At 73.7% G+C, this 19,401-nt stretch carries 15 protein-coding genes; 13 read left to right on the forward strand and 2 right to left on the reverse strand.

Annotated features, from left to right (window positions below; translation table 11 throughout):
* Nucleotides 1–58: 58 nt before the first annotated feature.
* Together ACIPAE_RS30085 and ACIPAE_RS30090 are read left to right on the forward strand one after the other, a co-directional pair.
* Nucleotides 59–889: a hypothetical protein gene (locus tag ACIPAE_RS30085; RefSeq protein ID WP_328462505.1), complete on the forward strand. Its 831-nt coding sequence runs from the start codon at nucleotides 59–61 to the stop codon at nucleotides 887–889.
* A gap of 132 nt (nucleotides 890–1,021) precedes the next feature.
* Complete coding sequence (locus ACIPAE_RS30090; protein ID WP_402449448.1) at nucleotides 1,022–2,149, forward strand: glycosyltransferase family 4 protein; 1,128 nt, start codon at nucleotides 1,022–1,024, stop codon at nucleotides 2,147–2,149.
* An 18-nt stretch (nucleotides 2,150–2,167) separates the two neighbouring features.
* On the opposite strand, the gene ACIPAE_RS30095 is transcribed toward ACIPAE_RS30090, so the two are convergent.
* Complete coding sequence (locus tag ACIPAE_RS30095) at nucleotides 2,168–3,994, reverse strand: glycoside hydrolase family 15 protein (protein ID WP_329374395.1); 1,827 nt, start codon at nucleotides 3,992–3,994, stop codon at nucleotides 2,168–2,170.
* Between the two features lie 535 nt (nucleotides 3,995–4,529).
* Between ACIPAE_RS30095 and ACIPAE_RS30100 the strand changes: the two genes are divergently transcribed.
* The 10 genes from ACIPAE_RS30100 to ACIPAE_RS30145 all read left to right on the forward strand — a co-directional run bounded on the left by ACIPAE_RS30100 (nucleotide 4,530) and on the right by ACIPAE_RS30145 (nucleotide 17,119).
* Nucleotides 4,530–6,185, forward strand: coding sequence for a CTP synthase (locus ACIPAE_RS30100; RefSeq protein WP_329370802.1), 1,656 nt, complete (start codon nucleotides 4,530–4,532; stop codon nucleotides 6,183–6,185).
* Between the two features lie 53 nt (nucleotides 6,186–6,238).
* Nucleotides 6,239–6,862 (forward strand): NUDIX hydrolase, encoded by a 624-nt coding sequence (locus ACIPAE_RS30105; protein ID WP_329370804.1) that lies wholly within the window; start codon nucleotides 6,239–6,241, stop codon nucleotides 6,860–6,862.
* 370 nt (nucleotides 6,863–7,232) lie between these two features.
* The gene (locus ACIPAE_RS30110) at nucleotides 7,233–9,596 is read left to right on the forward strand and encodes a tetratricopeptide repeat protein (protein WP_402449450.1); all 2,364 of its coding nucleotides are present in this window, start codon (nucleotides 7,233–7,235) and stop codon (nucleotides 9,594–9,596) included.
* A gap of 226 nt (nucleotides 9,597–9,822) precedes the next feature.
* Nucleotides 9,823–10,938, forward strand: a complete 1,116-nt coding sequence (gene ald / locus ACIPAE_RS30115; protein ID WP_328473930.1) for an alanine dehydrogenase — start codon at nucleotides 9,823–9,825, stop codon at nucleotides 10,936–10,938.
* Between the two features lie 259 nt (nucleotides 10,939–11,197).
* Nucleotides 11,198–12,289 (forward strand): ParA family protein, encoded by a 1,092-nt coding sequence (locus tag ACIPAE_RS30120; RefSeq protein WP_328462497.1) that lies wholly within the window; start codon nucleotides 11,198–11,200, stop codon nucleotides 12,287–12,289.
* Nucleotides 12,274–12,930 (forward strand): hypothetical protein, encoded by a 657-nt coding sequence (locus ACIPAE_RS30125; RefSeq protein ID WP_329370809.1) that lies wholly within the window; start codon nucleotides 12,274–12,276, stop codon nucleotides 12,928–12,930. The genes ACIPAE_RS30120 and ACIPAE_RS30125 overlap by 16 nt, the downstream gene beginning before the upstream one ends.
* 207 nt (nucleotides 12,931–13,137) lie before the next feature.
* Nucleotides 13,138–14,394 (forward strand): segregation and condensation protein A, encoded by a 1,257-nt coding sequence (locus ACIPAE_RS30130; RefSeq protein ID WP_402449454.1) that lies wholly within the window; start codon nucleotides 13,138–13,140, stop codon nucleotides 14,392–14,394.
* Nucleotides 14,394–15,110 carry an SMC-Scp complex subunit ScpB gene (gene scpB, locus ACIPAE_RS30135; protein WP_328462491.1) on the forward strand — a complete coding sequence of 239 codons (717 nt, stop codon included), beginning with the start codon at nucleotides 14,394–14,396 and terminating at the stop codon, nucleotides 15,108–15,110. Before ACIPAE_RS30130 ends, scpB begins: the two co-directional genes overlap by 1 nt.
* A complete protein-coding gene (locus ACIPAE_RS30140; protein ID WP_402449458.1) occupies nucleotides 15,110–16,183 on the forward strand; it encodes a pseudouridine synthase in 1,074 nt (357 codons plus the stop codon). Before scpB ends, ACIPAE_RS30140 begins: the two co-directional genes overlap by 1 nt.
* A 117-nt stretch (nucleotides 16,184–16,300) precedes the next feature.
* Nucleotides 16,301–17,119 carry a DNA polymerase beta superfamily protein gene (locus tag ACIPAE_RS30145; RefSeq protein WP_402449460.1) on the forward strand — a complete coding sequence of 273 codons (819 nt, stop codon included), beginning with the start codon at nucleotides 16,301–16,303 and terminating at the stop codon, nucleotides 17,117–17,119.
* Nucleotides 17,120–17,180: 61 nt separating this feature from the next.
* On the opposite strand, the gene ACIPAE_RS30150 is transcribed toward ACIPAE_RS30145, so the two are convergent.
* Nucleotides 17,181–17,924 carry a DNA polymerase beta superfamily protein gene (locus tag ACIPAE_RS30150; protein ID WP_402449463.1) on the reverse strand — a complete coding sequence of 248 codons (744 nt, stop codon included), beginning with the start codon at nucleotides 17,922–17,924 and terminating at the stop codon, nucleotides 17,181–17,183.
* Nucleotides 17,925–18,167: 243 nt separating this feature from the next.
* Between ACIPAE_RS30150 and ACIPAE_RS30155 the strand changes: the two genes are divergently transcribed.
* Nucleotides 18,168–19,253: a prephenate dehydrogenase gene (locus ACIPAE_RS30155; protein ID WP_402449465.1), complete on the forward strand. Its 1,086-nt coding sequence runs from the start codon at nucleotides 18,168–18,170 to the stop codon at nucleotides 19,251–19,253.
* Nucleotides 19,254–19,401 lie beyond the last annotated feature (148 nt).

Consider the following 19,401-nt stretch of genomic DNA (forward strand, 5'->3'; position numbering starts at 1 on the left):
GGACACGACTCGGCCCGGGGACGCGACCGCAACCAACTACGGCGAGGAGCCGGACACGGTGAACCCGAGAAGCGGACACCTCTCGGTGGGGGCCGCGGCTGCCGCGGCGACCCGCGCGGCCTACCGCCAACTGCGCCGCAGGCCACCCGTCGAGGCACGCATGTGGCAGCGCACGAACCACGCCGGCCGCGGTGTGGAGCTGTACGGCGGGCTCGCGGCGGCAGCGGGAGCCGCGACCGCGATGGCCGCGGCCCGCGGGGTGAGCGCGCGGGCCCGGATCGCCGCGGTCGGCGCCGCGCTCGCGGCCGGCGCCTGCGGGGCGTACGACGACCAGAAGGGCGTGCCGGGCGAGCGCGGCTTCGCGGCGCACCTCGGCGCCCTGCGGGAACGGCGGCTGACCTCCGGCGGCGTGAAGCTGCTCGGCATCGGCGCGGCGGGCCTGGCGGCGGGCGTGCTGCTCAAGGCCAGGCCGCTCGACCAGATGCTGGCCGGCGTCGTCATCGCGGGCAGCGCCCACGCGGTGAACCTCGCGGACGTGGCGCCCGGCCGCGCCGCCAAGGCCGTGATCACCGCCGGGCTGCCGAACCTGCTGCGGCGCGGCCCGGGCGCGGTGCTCGCCTCCGCACCGCTCGGCGCGGCCGCCGCGGTGCTCGGCGACGACCTGCACGAGCGGACGATGCTCGGTGACGCGGGCGCGCACGCGCTGGGCGCGGCACTCGGCGCGGCGCTCGCCCTCGCCGACGGCCGTACCGCGCTGGTCACCCACGCGGCGGTGGTGGTCGCGCTGGCCGCGGTGGGCGACCGGGTCGGCGCGGGCGAACGGTTCTGGAAGGCCCCCGTGGTGCGGCGGTTCGACGCCTGGGGCCGTACGGCACACCCGTATGGGTGATCCCGGCCGGGGGTGGGCGGCAAGGATGCCCTCCGCGGCGGTCAGGCCAGGGCCACGGCCTGGCATCCTGGACCGGGCGCCCGTATCCGCGTCCGCCGCAGCAGCGTCCGCCGAGTCAGGAGCCCCGCCCGCGTGAGCAGCAGCCCGCACCCCGTTCAGGGGCAGCTCAACGCCGTGCACGTGCTGAGCACGGCGGTGGGCGCGCACGTCCGCTCGCTGGCGGCCGGACTCGTCGCGCGCGGGGTGGACGTCACCGTCTGCGGTCCGGCCGGCATCGACGCCGAGTACGGCTTCACGGCGGCCGGTGCGCGGTTCTCCCCGATCGAGCTCGGTCGTTCCGCGGCCGCCGACGCCCCCGCGGTCGCGGCGCTGCGGTCCGCCTGCGCCGGCGCGAGCGTGGTCCACGCGCACGGCCTGCGGGCCGGGTTGCTCGCCGCCCTCGCGCTCGGCGGTCGCCGGGTGCCGCTGGTGGTGACCTGGCACGGCGGGGAGGCACCCGCCCGGGGCCGGGCCGGGATGATGGCGCGCTGGCTGGAACGCCGGGCGGTACGCGCGGCCACCGTGGTGCTCGGGGTCTCCTCCGACCTGGTCGACCGGGCCCGCGGCCACGGCGCCCACGACGTGCGGCTGGCGCCCGCGGCCGTACCGAGACCGCCGGCCCGCCCGCCGCTGCCGCCCGCCGACGGGGAGCGCAGGAAGCAGCGGGTCCGGGCCGAGTTCGGTGCCGAGGAGCGGCCGCTGCTGCTGGCGGTGGGCCGCCTCGAACCCTCCAAGGGGTACGACTTCCTGCTGACGGCGGCCGCGCACTGGGCCGACTCCGAACTGCGGCCGCTGCTGGTGATCGCGGGGGAGGGGCAGGAACGGGCGGCGCTGGAACACCGCATCGACGCCGAGAAGTTGCCGGCGGTGCTGCTCGGGCGGCGCGACGACGTCCCCGAACTGCTCTCCGCCGCCGACCTCGTGGTGCTGCCCAGCCGCTGGGAGGGCCGCCCCCTGATCGCGCAGGAGGCGTTGTACGCCGGCGTCCCCCTGGTCGCCACCGCGGTCGGCGGCACCCCCGAACTCGTCGGCGACGCGGCTCTGCTCGTCCCTTACGGCGACCCGTACGTCTTCGCCCGCGCGGTCACCGATCTCCTCGCCGACCAGGACCGGCGCACCGCCCTCGCGATCGCCGGCCGCGCCCAGGCGGCCACCTGGCCCACCGAGGACGACACCGTGGCCCAAGTCCTCAGCGTCTACGACGAGCTGACGGGCCCCTGAACCCGCCGGGGTGACCCCTTACGCCTGGAAGGCGCCGCAGGCGGTGAGGCGGAGGGCGGTGTCGATGAGGGGCACGTGGCTGAACGCCTGCGGGAAGTTCCCGACCTGGCGCTGGCGGCGCGGGTCCCACTCCTCCGCGAGCAACCCGAGGTCGTTGCGGAGCGCGAGCAGCTTCTCGAAGAGGCGGCGGGCCTCCTGCACGCGGCCGATCATCGCGAGGTCGTCGGCGAGCCAGAACGAGCAGGCGAGGAAGGCCCCTTCGTCGCCGGGCAGCCCGTCGAGGTTCTCGTCGCCGCTGGCGTCACTGCGCGAGGTCGGGTAGCGCAGCACGAACCCGTCCTCCGTGGACAGCTCCCGCTGGATCGCCTCGATGGTGCCGATCACCCGCTTGTCGTCCGGGGGAAGGAAGCCCATCTGCGGGATGAGCAGCAGCGAGGCGTCCAGCTCGCGCGAGCCGTAGGACTGGGTGAAGGTGTTGCGTTCCCGGTCGTAGCCCTTCTCGCACACGTCGTAGTGGATCTCGTCCCGCAGTTCCTTCAGCTCTTCCAGCGGGCCGTCGATCTCGCCGGACTCGATGAGCTTGACGGTGCGGTCGACGGCCACCCAGGCCATCACCTTGGAGTGCACGAAGTGGCGGCGCGGGCCGCGCACCTCCCAGATGCCCTCGTCGGGCTCCATCCAGTGCTTCTCCAGGTAGCGGATCAGCCGGAGCTGGAGCACGCTCGCGTAGTCGTTGCGGGCCAGGCCGGTCATGTGGCCCAGGTGCAGCGCCTCGGTGACCTCGCCGTAGACGTCGAGCTGGAGCTGGTGGGCGGCGCCGTTGCCGACCCGCACCGGGGAGGAGCCCTCGTACCCGGGCAGCCAGTGCAGCATGTTCTCGCCCAGCTCACGCTCGCCGGCGATGCCGTACATGATCTGGAGGTTCTCCGGGTCGCCGGCCACCGCGCGCAGCAGCCACTCGCGCCAGGCGCGGGCCTCGTCGCGGTAGCCGGTGCGCAGCAGCGAGGACAGCGTGATCGCGGCGTCCCGCAGCCACGTGAAGCGGTAGTCCCAGTTGCGCACCCCGCCGATGTCCTCCGGCAGGGAGGTGGTGGGCGCGGCGACGATCCCGCCGGTCGGCCCGTAGGTGAGGGCCTTGAGCGTGATCAGGGAGCGGATCACGGCCTCCCGGTAGGGGCCGGTGTAGGTGCACTGCTCCACCCACTCCCGCCAGAAGTCCTCGGTCGCGGCGAGCGAGCCGAGCGGGTCGGGCAAAGAGGGCTGCGGCTTGTGCGACGGCTCCCAGCTGATGGTGAAGCAGACCCGGTCACCGGGCGAGACGGTGAAGTCGCTGTACGTGGTCAGGTCTTCACCGTAGGTCTCGACATCGGTGTCCAGCCACACCGAGTCGGGGCCGGCCACCGCGACCGTGCGGTCCCCGACCTGCTGCACCCACGGCACGATCTGGCCGTAGGAGAAGCGCATCCGCAGGGAGGAGCGCATCGGCACCCGGCCGCTGACGCCCTCCACTATCCGGATCACCTGCGGCGCGCCGTCGCGCGGCGGCATGAAGTCGGTCACCCGGACCGTGCCGGTGCGGGTGTCCCACTCCGACTCCAGGACCAGCGACTCGCCGCGGTAATGGCGGCGTGTCGCGTCCGGCGTCTTCGCGCCCTCGGCGACGGCCGGGCCGATCCGCCAGAAGCCGTGCTGGTCGGTGCCGAGCAGGCCGGCGAAGACCGCCGGCGAGTCGAACCGCGGCAGGCACAGCCAATCGACGGTGCCGTCCCTGCAGACCAGTGCGGCGGTCTGCATGTCACCGATGAGTGCGTAGTCCTCGATACGCCCGGCCACGTGAAACTCCAGTCGAACACGGCGCCGCCCCCGCTGGGACGGTCTTGCGGTATGGGGGCAATTCCTACGGCAAATCAGCTCTGGAACTGTGGACGAGCTAGTGATCCGGAGAGGGGCGGGGATGGTGCCGTGCCGGTCGCTCGCGCAATGCGTTCGAGCAGAATACGTCCTCACAGCGAGCGGTGCGCGCCTCTCCCTGATCTTCACTCCGCCGGTCGGGTGGACACGCGCCCCGGTACGCGTGGATCGGACGTCACCGCAGGCAGACACGGTACGTGCCCGCCGTCCAGCCTCGCACGCCGACCGCCGTGCACGCGATCGGCACCCGGCGTCCGCGCGGTCACCACGGATTCCTCACATCATCGCCATGCCGTCGTCGTGCGGTGACCACTTCCCGGCGGCCCGCGCCTGCCGCCATTCGCGCCCGGAGGCGCTGATACCCTGGTAGCCCGTGGGCCGGTGGGCTGTGAACCACTGAACCGCCGCGACGGCGCGAACGAACCGAGCGCCGTCCCGACCCTCACCTCGCGACCACGGGAGCCCCCTCTTGGCAATTGCGCCGAAATCCTCGACGACCAAGCACATCTTCGTCACCGGTGGGGTGGCCTCCTCGCTGGGCAAGGGGCTCACCGCCTCCAGTCTCGGCGCCTTGCTCAAGGCCCGCGGCCTGCGCGTGACCATGCAGAAGCTCGACCCGTACCTCAACGTGGACCCGGGGACGATGAACCCGTTCCAGCACGGTGAGGTCTTCGTCACCGACGACGGCGCCGAGACCGACCTCGACATCGGCCACTACGAGCGCTTCCTCGACGTGAACCTGGCCGGCTCCGCGAACGTCACCACCGGCCAGGTGTACTCCACGGTGATCGCCAAGGAGCGGCGCGGCGAGTACCTCGGCGACACCGTCCAGGTCATCCCGCACATCACCAACGAGATCAAGTCCCGTATCCGGCGGATGGCCGGCGGCGACGTCGACGTGGTCATCACCGAGGTCGGCGGCACCGTCGGCGACATCGAGTCGCTGCCGTTCCTGGAGTCGGTCCGCCAGGTCCGCCACGAGGTCGGCCGCGACAACGTGTTCGTGGTGCACATCTCCCTGCTGCCCTACATCGGCCCGTCCGGGGAGCTGAAGACCAAGCCGACCCAGCACTCGGTGGCGGCCCTGCGCAACATCGGCATCCAGCCCGACGCGATCGTGCTGCGCGCCGACCGCGAGGTGCCCACCGCGATCAAGCGGAAGATCTCGCTGATGTGCGACGTCGACGAGGACGCGGTGGTCGCCGCGATCGACGCCCCCTCGATCTACGACATCCCCAAGGTGCTGCACACCGAGGGCCTGGACGCCTACGTGGTGCGGCGGCTCGACCTGCCCTTCCGCGACGTGGACTGGGCCCAGTGGGACGACCTGCTCAAGCGGGTGCACGAACCCGCCCACGAGGTCACCGTCGCCCTGGTCGGCAAGTACATCGACCTGCCCGACGCCTACCTGTCGGTCACGGAGGCGATCCGGGCCGGCGGCTTCGCGAACAACGCCCGTGTCACCGTGAAGTGGGTCGCCTCCGACGACTGCAAGACCCCCGCCGGCGCCGCGGCACAGCTCGCCGGCGTCGACGCGGTGTGCGTGCCCGGCGGCTTCGGCGACCGCGGCGTGGAGGGCAAGGTCGGCGCCATCACCTACGCGCGCGAGCAGCGCCTCCCGCTGCTCGGCCTGTGCCTGGGCCTGCAGTGCATCGTGATCGAGGCCGCCCGCAACCTCGCCGGGATCGCCGACGCGAACTCCACCGAGTTCGACCCCGCCACCGCCCACCCGGTGATCTCCACCATGGCCGAGCAGCTCGACATCGTGGACGGCAAGGGCGACCTCGGCGGCACCATGCGGCTGGGCACCTATCCGGCCAAGCTCGCCGAGGGCTCCATCGTCCGCGAGGTCTACGGCGACCAGCCCTACGTCGAGGAGCGGCACCGCCACCGCTACGAGGTCAACAACGCCTACCGCGCCGAGCTGGAGCAGAAGACCGGCCTGGTCTTCTCCGGCACCTCGCCCGACAACCAGCTGGTGGAGTACGTCGAGTACCCGCGCGACGTGCACCCCTACCTGGTGGCGACGCAGGCCCACCCCGAGCTGAAGTCCCGGCCGACCAGGCCGCACCCGCTCTTCGCCGGCCTGGTGAAGGCAGCGGTCGCGGCCCAGGCGAACCGCTGATCGCCGGCTGCTCTCCCGTCGATCCGACCCCCTGACACCCCGGAAGGCGCAGCATGCTCCAGGACACTCCGCAGGAGTGGCAGGTCACGGCCACCTCCACGCCCTTCACCGGCAAGAAGACCGGTGTGCGCACCGACCAGGTGGTGATGCCCGACGGCTCCACCGTCAGCCGTGACTACCAGGTCCACCCCGGTTCCGTGGCGGTCCTCGCCCTCGACGACGCCGACCGCGTCCTGGTGCTCAAGCAGTACCGGCACCCGGTCCGGCAGAAGCTCTGGGAGATCCCCGCCGGACTGCTCGACATCCCCGGCGAGAACCCGCTGCACGCCGCCCAGCGCGAGCTGTACGAGGAGGCGCACGTCAAGGCCGAGGAGTGGAGCGTGCTCGCCGACGTCTACACCACCCCCGGCGGCTCCGACGAGGCGGTCCGGGTCTTCCTGGCCCGCGGTGTCTCCGAGGCCGAGGGCGAGCGCTTCGAGGTCAGCGAGGAGGAGGCCGACCTGGAGTACGCGCGGGTGCCGCTGGCCGAGCTGGTCCAGGGGGTGCTGGCAGGCGAACTCCACAACAGCTGCCTGGTGGTCGGGGTGCTCGCGCTCAACGCCGCGCTCGCCTCGGGCGGGGTGGACACGCTGCGCCCGGCGGAGTCGCCGTGGCCGGCCCGGCCGTTCACCGCGTAAGGGCGGTCAGGCGGGCGCGCGGAGAGCTGAAAGGGTGATCATTGGCGCCCCTGTCGGCCACGGACCCGGGGGCGCGGTGCCGGGCGTGAACTAGGCTCGACGCGCCCCCTTCCCGGGGCACCACCTCACCTCCGGGAGTGCGCCAGTGCCGGACCAGGCCCTCGACCCGCGACGGTCCCCTGCGGGGAGCACCGACGAGACGGGGAGCCCTGCGCCCGAGCGGTCCCCGGGGTCCCCGGCGGACCCGGAACCGGTGCGGGAACCGGAGCAGGCGGCGACGGAGGGCGCCCCGGCCGCGGCGGAGCCCGAGCGGTCGGCGCAGGAACCCAGGCCGGCTGAGGCAGCCGAGCCGGCTGAGGGAGCCGAGCCGGTGGGGGCAGCCGTACCGGCGGCCGCAGCTGTACGTACGGCCGTCCCCGTACCGGCCTCTTCGGTGCCGCCCCGGCCGCCGCACCCGCCGGCCGCCGCGCTCGCCCCGCCCGCCTCCCCACCCGCAGGCGGCCCGCCCCCTCCTCCCGCCGTCGAACCCGTCGAACCCGTCGGCACCGTGGCCGCGCGCGAACTGCCCGAGCCGGCCGCGTACTTCGTGGGACGCGAGCGGGAACTCGCCCAGCTGCGGGCCGACATCGTGCGGCCCGGGCTCGCCGTGGCCGGCGGGAAGCAGCCGGACCGCGGCCGGGTGCTGCTGGTGGTCGGCCGCCCCGGCACCGGGCGCACCGAGCTGGCGGTCAAGCTGGCCCGGGAGGTCGCGGCGGCGTACCCGGACGGGCAGTACTTCCTCCGGCTCACCGACACCGACGGCGCCCCCGTGCCCGCCGAGGACACCGCCCGCGCGCTCCTGCGGGCCCTCGCCGCGCGGCGGCCCGCCGCCGGCCGTCCCGCGGTGCCCGGGCAGGCGGCTCCCGGCCGCGCCGGCACCGCGTCCGGGCCGGAGACCGCCGCCGACCCGGTGGCCGTCCTGCGCTCCGCCACCACCGGGCGCCGGCTGCTGCTCGTCCTCGACGACGTGGCGCGCGCCGACCAACTCTCCGGGCTGCTGCCCGAGTCGCCCGGCAGCCTGGTAGTGGCGACCGCCGACGGCCCGCTGTCCGGCATCCCCGACGTCCGCCCGTGCACCCTCGGCGGCCTGGACACCCCCGCCGCGCTCGCGCTGCTCGCCTACACCATCGGCGACACCCGGGTCACCAACGATCCGCGCGCCGCCGAGACGCTCGTGCAGGAGCTGACCGGCCACCCCACCGCGCTGCGGCTCGCCGCTGCCTGGCTCGCGGCCCAGCCCCGTATGCCCCTGTCGGAGGCGGCCGTCCAGTTGCGGGCCACTCCCGACACCCCGCTCGTGCCGGCCGCCCCCGCGCCTCCCGCTTCCGCTCCCGCCACGGGTGACGCCGCGGAGGGTGGCGCGGCCCCCGAGCAGCCCGCCGCCGTGCGCCGCCCCGCCGCGCCGGCCGAACTGCTGCGCGCCTTCCGGGCGGCCTACGGCACCCTTCCGCCCGCCGTCGCCCGCCTCCTGCGCAGCCTCGTGCTCGCCCCGGCCGGCAGCATCGACGCCCATGTCGCCTCCGCGCTGGCCGGCTGCGCGGTGGACGCCGCCGACCGCGCCCTGGCCGGCCTCGCCGACTCCGCGCTGCTGGTCCGCGGCGCCGCCGACGGCCTGTACCGGGTGCCGGGCTGCCTCGAACCGCTGCTGCGCGCGCTGCTGGCCGGCACCGACCGCCCGCAGGACATCACGCTGGCCCGGGCCCGGATGCTGGAGCGGACCGTACGGCTGCTGGAGTCGTGCCGGGTCGCGCTGGCCCGCGAGGGCGGCACCGACGCGCTTCCGGGCACCGTACGGTTCGCCTCGCCCGCCGCCGCGGCCGACTGGCTGCTGGCCCGCCGCCCGGCGCTGATGGCCGCGGCCCGCGCCGCCGTGGCCGACGGCGAACTCGACACCCTCGCCCGCCGGCTGATCGCCGCCCTGGTCCGCGCCCTGCTCGCCCTGCCCGCGGGCGGGCCGGGCCCCGGAGCGACGGGTCGGCCCGGCCGCCCCGGTGCGGGTGCCGGGTCGCGCCGCCCCTTGGCGCGCGCGGACCGCTACGAACTGCACACCCTGGCCCTCACCGTCGCCGAGCGCCGCCACCTGCCGCGCGAGAAGGCCGCCGCGCTGATCAACCTCGCCGACCTGGACGCGGAGGCGGGCCGGACCGACCACGCCGTCACCGCCTACCGCAAGGCGCTCGAAGCCGCCCGCGCCGCCGACGACACCGGGGCCGAGGGCCGCGTGCTGGAGGCGATCGGCGGTTGCTACCTCGAACTGGGTGACCTGTCGCGGGCCGGGGACTGGTTCGGCCGCGCGCTCGCGCTGCGCCAGGGCCGCGGCGAACTCGTCGACCAGGCACGGCTGCACGCCCGGATCGGCGCGGTCCTGACGTACCTCGGCAGCCACACCCCGGCCCTGCGGGAGTGGCGCGCGGCGGCCGGGACGCACCGCAGGCTCGGCGACCTCGCCTCGCAGGCCCGGGCGCTGGTCGAGGCGGCCCGGGTCCAGGAGTACGCCGGGCTGCCCGAGGACGCCCTGCGCACCTGCCGGGACGCGCTGTACTACGCCCGCCAGGTCGGCGAGCGCCGGTTGGAGGCCGCGGTGCTGCTGCGGCTGGCCGACGCGCTCCAGCACCTCGGCGACACCGGGGGCGCCGATCTCCAGCGCGCCGCCTCCCGCCGCCTGCTCCGGGCCGGCGAGCTCCCGGCTTTCTGACCGGCCGTTCTCGTTCCCAGGGGCTGTCAGCCTACGAAACTGCCAATGGTCTCCGCCAAACCCACCACTTTGTAAGGCTGGACACCGGCTCCTCCTTCACTAAACTGAGTTTCGCCGCATACAAGCCGGGCACGTCCGGTGTGTCATGCGATGCTGGGCCATGTCCGTATACCGGATACATGGCCACACCCTCCCGAACCTCCTCAGTGCAAGGACCGTGATCGACGTGAAGGTGGGCATCCCCCGCGAGGTCAAGAACAACGAGTTCCGCGTGGCCATCACCCCGGCCGGTGTGCACGAACTGGTCCGGCACGGCCATGAGGTCGTCGTCGAGCAGGGCGCAGGGGGCGGCTCGTCCATCCCCGACGAGGAGTACCTCGCCGCCGGCGCGGCCGTCCTCGGCACCGCCGACGAGGTGTGGGGCGCCGCCGACCTGCTGTTGAAGGTCAAGGAGCCGGTCGCCGAGGAGTACCACCGGCTGCGCAAAGACCAGATCCTCTTCACCTACCTGCACCTGGCCGCCTCCCGCGCCTGCACCGACGCGCTGCTGGAGTCCGGCACCACCGCGATCGCGTACGAGACGGTCGAGACCCCCGGCCGCCGGCTGCCGCTGCTCGCCCCGATGTCCGAGGTCGCCGGGCGGCTCGCCCCGCAGGTCGGCGCCTACCACCTGATGCGCTCGGCCGGCGGCCGCGGTGTGCTGCCCGGCGGGGTGCCCGGGGTGAAGTCCGGCCGCGCCGTGGTGATCGGCGCGGGCGTCTCCGGCTGGCACGCCACCACCATCGCGCTCGGTCTCGGCTTCCACGTCACCCTGCTCGACAAGGATGTCGACAAACTGCGCGAGGCCGACAAGGTGTTCGGCAACCGCGTGCAGACCATCACCTCCAACGCGCTCGCGCTGGAGCAGGCCGTCCTCGACGCCGACCTCGTCGTCGGCGCGGTGCTGGTGCCCGGCGCCAAGGCGCCCAAGCTGGTCACCAACGAGCTGGTCTCGCGGATGAAGCAGGGATCTGTACTTGTCGACATCGCGATCGACCAGGGCGGCTGCTTCGAGGACTCGCGTCCCACCACGCACGCCGAACCGACCTTCACCGTGCACGACTCGGTCTTCTACTGCGTGGCCAACATGCCCGGCGCGGTGCCCAACACCTCGACCTACGCGCTCACCAACGTGACGCTGCCGTACATCGTCGAACTCGCCGACCGCGGCTGGCGCGAGGCGCTGCGGCGCGACGCGGCACTCGCCCTCGGCCTCAACACCCATGAGGGGCAGGTCGTTTACGGCCCTGTCGCCGAGGCGCACGACCTCGACGCCACTGACCTGCACACCGTGCTGGGCTGAGCTCCGGCAGCAGAAAAAACGTCACTCATCGGCACGTTGCGCCAACTGCGCCTGCACGGCGGGGTCTTGTCCATCGAGACCCCGCCGTTCGCGTGGTTACGCCCTTGACAGTGGGGTGTTCGGTTCCCGACACATCATGCCGTGTCCGGCGGATTGTGTTGCTGCGGACCACCGACACGCCATAGAGTCGCGAAACGTCGGCTGTAGTCACGCTGACCTATCTAGATGTTTCCTGGTCACCAAGGAGGTAAGACGACTTGTGAACGAGTCGACATTTGCTCCCGGAGGTGGTCAACCAGGAACGACCGTCGGTTCCGTTGCGGTCCGTACCTTTGAGTCCCGCCGGCCCGAGACGACGACCACGGAGACAATCCCCGGTTACGCCATGGCTCCTTACGACGACGACCACGACCTGCAAGACGGTCAGTTCTACGACCCGGACGCCGAATACGAGCCGGACCCGGAGTACGCCGCCACGCTCGCGCCCGACGCCGCCCGTCAGCGCCGCGAACGCGTCGGCCCCACCGGCCGCCCGCTGCCGTACTTCCCGATCCCGAACCCGCTCACGGACCACGGCCCGGCGAAGATCATCGCGATGTGCAACCAGAAGGGCGGGGTCGGCAAGACCACCTCGACCATCAACCTGGGTGCCGCGCTCGCCGAGTACGGCCGTCGCGTGCTGCTCGTCGACTTCGACCCGCAGGGCGCCCTGTCGGTCGGCCTCGGGGTCAACCCGATGGAACTCGACATCACCGTCTACAACCTGCTGATGGAACGCGGCCTTGCCGCCGACGAGGTGCTGCTGAAGACCGCGGTGCCCGGCATGGACCTGCTGCCGAGCAACATCGACCTGTCCGCCGCCGAGGTGCAGCTGGTCAGCGAGGTGGCCCGCGAGTCCGCGCTCCAGCGCGCCCTCAAGCCGCTGATGTCCGACTACGACTACATCGTCATCGACTGCCAGCCCTCGCTCGGCCTGCTCACCGTCAACGCGCTGACCGCGGCGCACTCGGTGATCGTGCCGCTGGAGTGCGAGTTCTTCGCGCTGCGCGGGGTCGCGCTGCTCACCGAGACGATCGAGAAGGTCCGCGAGCGGCTCAACCCCGAACTCGAACTCGACGGCATCCTCGCCACGATGTACGACTCCCGCACCGTGCACAGCCGCGAGGTGCTGGCCCGGGTGGTCGAGGCGTTCGACGACCACGTCTTCCACACCGTCATCGGCCGTACCGTGCGCTTCCCGGAGACCACCGTGGCCGGCGAGCCGATCACCACCTACGCGTCCAACTCCGTCGGTGCCGCCGCCTATCGCCAACTCGCCAGGGAGGTGCTCGCCCGGTGCCACGCCGAGTGAGTCTGCCGGGCGCCGACGAGCTGTTCCGGACCACCGGTGGTGCGGCGCTCCAGGCGCCCCCGCCGTCCCATGGCGCCGAGGCGGACGCCGACGCGCGGTCCGGCGGACCGGGCTCGCAGGGCAACGGCGGCGCGCCCGGCGCCTCCACCGTCCCCACGGCGAACGGGTCCGCGCCCGCGCGGAGTGACGAGCACACCGGTCGCGACGGCACGCACCCGGTCCCGCCCGGCCAGCGCCGCCCGGGCGCCGGAGAGCGCGTCGGTGACCGCAGCACCGAACGCAACGGCACGGTGCAGGCCGCCGCCACGGCCACCCCCGTGGCCACCGCGACGGTCACCTCGCAGAAGCCCACGCCGCCGCCGATCACCGCGACGCCCCAGCCGCCCGCGCCCGCCCGGCGCAAGGCGGCCCGGCAGAACCGCAGGCCCAGCGGACGCGAGCGCCACGACGAGAAGATCACGGTCTACGTCTCCGCGGAGGAGCTGATGGACCTGGAGCACGCCCGCCTGGTGCTGCGCGGCGAGCACGGACTGGCGATCGACCGCGGGCGGATCGTCCGGGAGGCGGTCGCCGTCGTGCTGGCCGACCTCGAATCCCGTGGGGACGCGAGCATCCTGGTCCGTCGGCTGCGGGGACGCTAGTCCCTGCGGGCCGCGGCGCCCTGACCCGCCGGGGCGCCCATGGGACTGTGCGGCTGCTTCGCTGCTCCGCTGCTCCGCGCGGAGGCGGTCACGCCGAAGGGGCGCGGGGAACCGCGCGGCAAGACACGATGGCGCGGCGCTCGGGCACGGGGCGCGACCTGCTGTGGCGAGTAGCCTGCTTACACCACGTCGCCGATCAGGACCTCGATGCCCACCTCACCCGCCAGCCCCCGTCGCAGCCTCGGCCGCGGCGCCGCCGCCGAGCCGGAACCGGCTGCTGCCCCGGAACAGGCGCCGGAAGAAGCCGAACCGGTGATGCCGGAGGTGGCCGAGGCGGCGGAAGAAGCCGAGCCTGTGGTGCCGGAGGTGGCCGAGGGGACGGGTGAAGCCGAGCCTGTGGTGGCGGAAGTACCCGAGGGGACGGGTGAAGCCGAGCCCGTGGTGCCGGAGGTGCCCGAGGGGACGGGTGAAGCCGAGCCCGTGGTGGCGGAAGTACCCGAGGCGGCGGGTGAAGCCGAACCTCCAACCGCCGGCGACCGTTTCACCGTGCGGCTCTCCAACTTCGAGGGGCCGTTCGACCTGCTGCTCCAGCTCATCTCGAAGCACCGGCTCGACGTGACCGAGATCGCGCTGTCGAGGGTCACCAACGAGTTCATGGCGCACATCCACGCGATGGGCCCGGACTGGGACCTCGACCAGACCACGGAGTTCCTCGTGGTCGCGGCCACCCTGCTGGACCTGAAGGCGGCCCGGCTGCTGCCCGCCGCGGAGGTGGAGGACGAGGCGGACCTCGCGCTGCTGGAAGCGCGGGACCTGCTGTTCGCACGGCTGCTCCAGTACCGCGCGTACAAGCAGATCGCGGCGATCTTCGCGGAGCGGCTGGAGCAGGAGGCGCTGCGCCACCCCCGTACCGTCGGACTGGAGCCGCAGCACGCGGAGTTGCTGCCGGAGGTGGTGCTGAGCATCGGCCCCGAGCGGTTCGCGCGCCTCGCGGTGAAGGCGATGCAGCCCAAGCCGAAGCCCCAGGTGTACGTGGACCACATCCACGCGCCGCTGGTGAGCGTGCGGGAGCAGGCCGAGCACGTGATCGCGATACTGCGCGAGCGGGGCGCGGCGAGCTTCGGCGAGCTGACCGCCGACGCGGCGGACACGCTCACGGTCGTGGCCCGCTTCCTGGCGCTGCTGGAGCTGTACCGGGAGAAGGCGGTCGCGCTGGACCAGGAGGAGGCGCTGGGCGCGCTCCAGGTGCGCTGGACGGGCACGGCCGAGGACGCGGCGCCCCTGGTGACCGACGAGTTCGACCAGGAGGCCGCCCCGGCGGGCAGCCGTACGGACGCCGGTCGTACCGAGGCCGGTGGCACCGGGGCCGGCCCTGGGGCGGGCGGCCCTGCCTCGGGCGCTCAGGCCGCCACCGCTGCCGACGACACCACCGAGCCCGGCGCCGCCGGGAAGGGAGAGCAGTGATGACCGACGTGACCGACCTCACGCGAGCCGCCGCCGGAGCCGCTGCCGCCGCCGGTGAGGCCGCCCCGGCCGGGCTGCTCGCCGCCGCGACCGCCGAGCTGGAGCTGAAGCCGGCGCTGGAGGCGGTGCTGATGGTGGTGGACGAGCCCGCGACCGAGGAGCACCTGGCGAAGGTGCTGGGCCGGCCTCGGCGGGCGGTCGGCAAGGCGCTCCGCGAGCTGTCCGACGACTACACTCGCGAGGGCCGGGGCTTTGACCTGCGGTTGGTCGCGGGCGGCTGGCGCTTCTACACCCGGCCGGCCTTCTCCCCGGCGGTGGAGAGCTTCGTGCTGGACGGCCAGCAGGCCCGGCTGACCCAGGCCGCGCTGGAGACGCTGGCCGTGGTGGCGTACCGGCAGCCGGTGAGCCGGTCCCGGGTCTCGGCGGTGCGCGGAGTGAACTGCGACGGCGTGATGCGCACCCTGCTCCAGCGCGGGCTGGTGGAGGAAGGTGGGACGGAACCCGAGACAGGTGCGATCCTGTACAGGACGACGAACTACTTCCTGGAACGTATGGGCCTGCGCAGCCTTGACGAGCTGCCCGAGCTCGCCCCGTTCCTGCCGGAGGCGGAAGCGGTCGAGGCGGAGTCCGCGGAAGGGCTCCCGTCCTTCGATCCGGACGCCCCGGACGATCCACCGACGAACTCGAACTCGATCACCTCGATTACGGAACCTTGATGCGAAGCAGCGACAGGAACAGCGGCGGCAACCGGAAACCCCGCGGCGGCAGCGGCGGCGGCTCCGCCGACCGGCGCGGCGAGGAGCCGGGGCGTCCCCGCAAGCCGCGTCCGGAGGAGCGCCGCTACGACGTCGGCGGCACCGGCCAGTCCGGTGCGAACAAGCCCGGCGGCATGCCCCGCACCAAGGACGCGGGCGGCGCCAAGCCCGGTGCCCGGCCGACCGGCAACCGCGGCCGCAAGCCGGTCCCGGCCCGGCCGCGCGAACTCGACGCCCAGATCGAGCAGCGCAACCGCGAGCGGCACAACAAGCCGCAGGTCAAGACGCCCAAGACCTTCCCCGGCGCCGAGCAGGAGGGCGAACGGCTGCAGAAGGTGCTGGCCAGGGCCGGCATGGGCTCGCGGCGGGCCTGCGAGGAACTGATCGAGCAGCACCGCGTCGAGGTGAACGGCGAGATCGTCACCGAGCAGGGCATGCGGGTCGACCCCGACCACGACGAGGTGAAGGTCGACGGGCTCACCGTCGCCACGCAGTCGTACCTGTTCTTCGCGCTCAACAAGCCGGCCGGTGTGGTCTCCACCATGGAGGACCCCGACGGGCGGCAGTGCCTCGGCGACTACGTCACCAACCGCGACACCCGGCTCTTCCACGTCGGCCGGCTCGACACCGAGACCGAGGGCCTGATCCTGCTCACCAACCACGGCGAGCTGGCCCACCGGCTGACCCACCCGCGCTACGGCGTGAAGAAGACCTATCTCGCCGCCATCCAGGGCCCGTTGCCCCGCGACCTGGGCAAGCAGCTCAAGAACGGCATCGAGCTGGAGGACGGCTGGGCACGCGCCGACCACTTCCGGATCGTGCAGAACACCGGCAAGAACTACCTGGTCGAGGTCACCCTCCACGAGGGCCGCAAGCACATCGTCCGCCGCATGCTCTCCGAGGCCGGCTTCCCCGTCGACAAGCTGGTGCGCACCAGCTTCGGGCCGATTCCCCTCGGCGACCAGAAGTCCGGCTGGCTGCGCCGCCTCACCAACACCGAGGTCGGCATGCTCATGGGCGAGGTCGACCTGTAGAACGCGACGGGAACGCGACGGCAGGCGCCCCTCGGTAAGGGGCGCCCTCCAGGCGGCGGCCACTTACCCGTGCCCGCCGCCTCGCCACGCGTCCGCGTCGGGCGGTTGGATGGGCGCATGACCGCGCCCGCCTCCTCCGCCACCGCCCCCGTCGCCGCTCTGGCCACGCTCTCCGCCGCACAGGTGCCCGACCTCGCCCCCGCCGTCAGCGACCTGCTGGGCAGCGGCCCCGAGCTGCTGTTCGTCACCGTCTCCGGCGCGCACCTGTACGGATTCCCCTCCCAGGACTCCGACGTCGACCTGCGCGGGGTGCACCTGCTGCCGCTGCGCGAGGTGATCGGCCTGCACGAGGGCGAGCCGACCAGGACCCGGATGTGGCAGCGCGGGAGCCTCGACCTGGACCTGGTCACCCACGACCTGCTGAAGTTCGTCCGGCTGATGCTGCGCCGCAACGGCTACGTGCTGGAGCAGCTGCTCTCCCCGCTGGTCGTCCACACCACCGGCGTCCACGCCGAGCTCGCCGCGCTGGCGCCCGGCGTGATCACCGCCGGCCATGCCCACCACTACCGCGGCTTCGCCGCCACCCAGTGGCGTCTGCACCTCAAGAACGGCGAACTCAAGCCGCTCCTCTACACGTTCCGGGTGCTGCTCACCGGCATCCACCTGATGCGCACCGGGCGCGTGCTGTCCCACCTCCCCACCCTCCTGGCGGAAGTACCCGAGGCGCCCGCCTACCTCCCGGACCTGATCGCGGCCAAGGCCGAGGCCGAGCACGCGCCCACCCCCGGACTGCCCGCGGGCCGGCTCGGCGCCGACGTCGAAGCCCTGCACGGCACCCTGACCGCTGCCCAGGACACCTCCCGGCTCCCGGACCGCCCCACCGCCCAGGACGCTCTCCACGACCTGGTGGTCCGCACCCGCGAGGCCGCCGTGTGAGCGTGCGCGGCCAGGAGTACGGCCAGGAGTAGCGGTTACGAGGAGCGCCCAGGACGAGCGGTCACGAGGAGTGGCTGGCGTCGGGCACCAGCGGCGGCAGGGCGGGGGCGGCGGAGGTGCCGCGGACGCGGATCAGGAAGTCCTCGACGCGGGTGCGGTCCGGCTCGGGCGGGAGAGGGGTGCGGCTGGAGGCGGCGTCGATCTCCTCGTGGAGGGTGCGGGTCCAGGCGCGGATCTCGTCCCAGCCGAGTTCGCCGCGCTTGACCGCGAGGAGACGGTCGCGGTGCTCGCCCGCGTCGATGCCGAGCCGGCCGGTGCGCAGCAGGTCGCGGCAGCTCAGCAGCAGCCGCAGCAGGTGCATCGCGTGCTTCCAGCGGGGCCGGCCGTGGGTGCGCAGGTCCGCTTCGAGCTTGCCGAGCTGCTGGGCGGCGTACCCGCGGAAGGAGGCCTCGGCGCGGCGGGAGAGGAACGCGCCCCGCAGGTCGAGCAGTTCGCGGCCGGTCGCGTCGACGTGCTCGACGATGGGGGAGTGCAGGCACTCCAGCACGTTCGGGTTGCCGCGCAGCGCGAGCACGCAGAAGCGCTCCAGCTCCCAGGAGAACTGCTCGTCCCGCGGCCCGGTGACATGGGTGGGCGGCTTGTCCAGCCGCCAGAACAGCGGGGTCGGCGCCACGAACACCCCGCGCCGGTCCGTGTCGCTGGCGTCCGTGGCCAGTCCGAAGGCGCGCGAGCCCATCACGCACGCGTAGACCGTGTGGTCCCTGACCAGTTCGTGCCCCACGTCGTCCCCCAGCGAATCGCGCATGAGGGCGATTATGGTCATCTCATCGGACCGGGCGCGCGATTTTCACCTTCCCCGCGGTGACCACGGGCGACCCGCAACGGGCGGGACCGGTGGGACGCCAGGGAAGTCCGAGGCTTCGCCGTACGGCTCCGCCCCGTCTCGGTCCGCGGTCCGCCCCGCGCCGGCGCCGCGCCCTGGCTACGCTGGTCGCGGACCGTACCGCCGGCCCGTACTCCCGCCGCCGCACCCCGCAAGGACACCTTCGTGAGGACCGCCCTCGTCATCGGAACCGGCCTGATGGGCACCTCGGCCGCGCTCGCCCTCAGCGACCGCGGTGTCGACGTGTACCTGAGGGACCACGACGAATCCGTAGCGCGTACCGCGGAGGCGCTCGGCGCGGGCTCCTCGGGGCAGCCGCCGCACCCCGTGGACCTGGTGATCGTGGCGGTGCCGCCCGCCCATGTGGCCACCACCCTCGCCGAGGTGATCGCTGAGGGCCTGGGCCGCGGGTACCTGGACGTGGCCAGCGTCAAGGGCGGCCCGCGCCGCGAGCTGGACGCCGCGGGCTGCGACCTGACCCGCTACATCGGCACCCACCCCATGGCCGGCCGGGAGCGCTCCGGCCCGCTGGCGGCGAGCGCCGACCTCTTCGAGGGCCGCCCCTGGGTGCTCACCCCCACCGCGGGCACCGACACCGAGGTGCTCAACCTCGCCCTGGAACTGGTCGCCCTGTGCCGCGCGGTCCCCGTCGTGATGGACGCCGACGCGCACGACCGCGCCGTCGCGCTCGTCTCGCACACCCCGCAGCTCGTCTCCAGCATGGTCGCCGCCCGCCTGGAACACGCCGAGGACGCCGCCGTACGCCTGTGCGGGCAGGGCATCCTCGACGTCACCCGCGTCGCCGGGTCCGAGCCGGGCATGTGGATGGACATCCTGGCCGCCAACCCCGGTCCGGTCGCCGATGTGCTCGACGCCCTGGCCGCCGACCTCACCGAGACCGTCACCGCGCTGCGCTCCCTGCAGTCCGCCGACGACGGCAAGCGGCGCGGCGGCGCGGCCGGCATCGAGGACATCCTGCGCCGCGGCAACGCCGGCCGCGCCAAGGTCCCCGGCAAGCACGGCGCCGCCCCCAAGCCGTACGAGATCGTCGCCGTGCTCATCGGCGACCAGCCCGGCGAGCTGGCCAGGCTCTTCGCGGACGCGGGCGCCGCGGGCGTCAACATCGAGGACGTGCGGATCGAGCACTCCACCGGGCAGCAGGCGGGCCTGGTGAACCTGACGGTCGAGCCGCGCAGCGCCACCGTCCTGTCGGCGGCGCTGCGGGAGCGCGGCTGGGCGCTGCGGCAGTAGCCGCGGTCGGGGCCCGCCCGGCCCCGTCGACCGGTTCCGCGCCGCCCCGCCCCCGGCGCGGCGGCTCGGCCCGGCCCCGCCCGGCCGGGGTGGCGCTGGGCCACCCGGGGGGCCGGTAACCTTGAGGGATGGCATCCGGCGCCCGCCG

It is taken from the genome of Streptomyces sp. NPDC087270 (assembly GCF_044744625.1).
Taxonomy (GTDB): domain Bacteria; phylum Actinomycetota; class Actinomycetes; order Streptomycetales; family Streptomycetaceae; genus Actinacidiphila.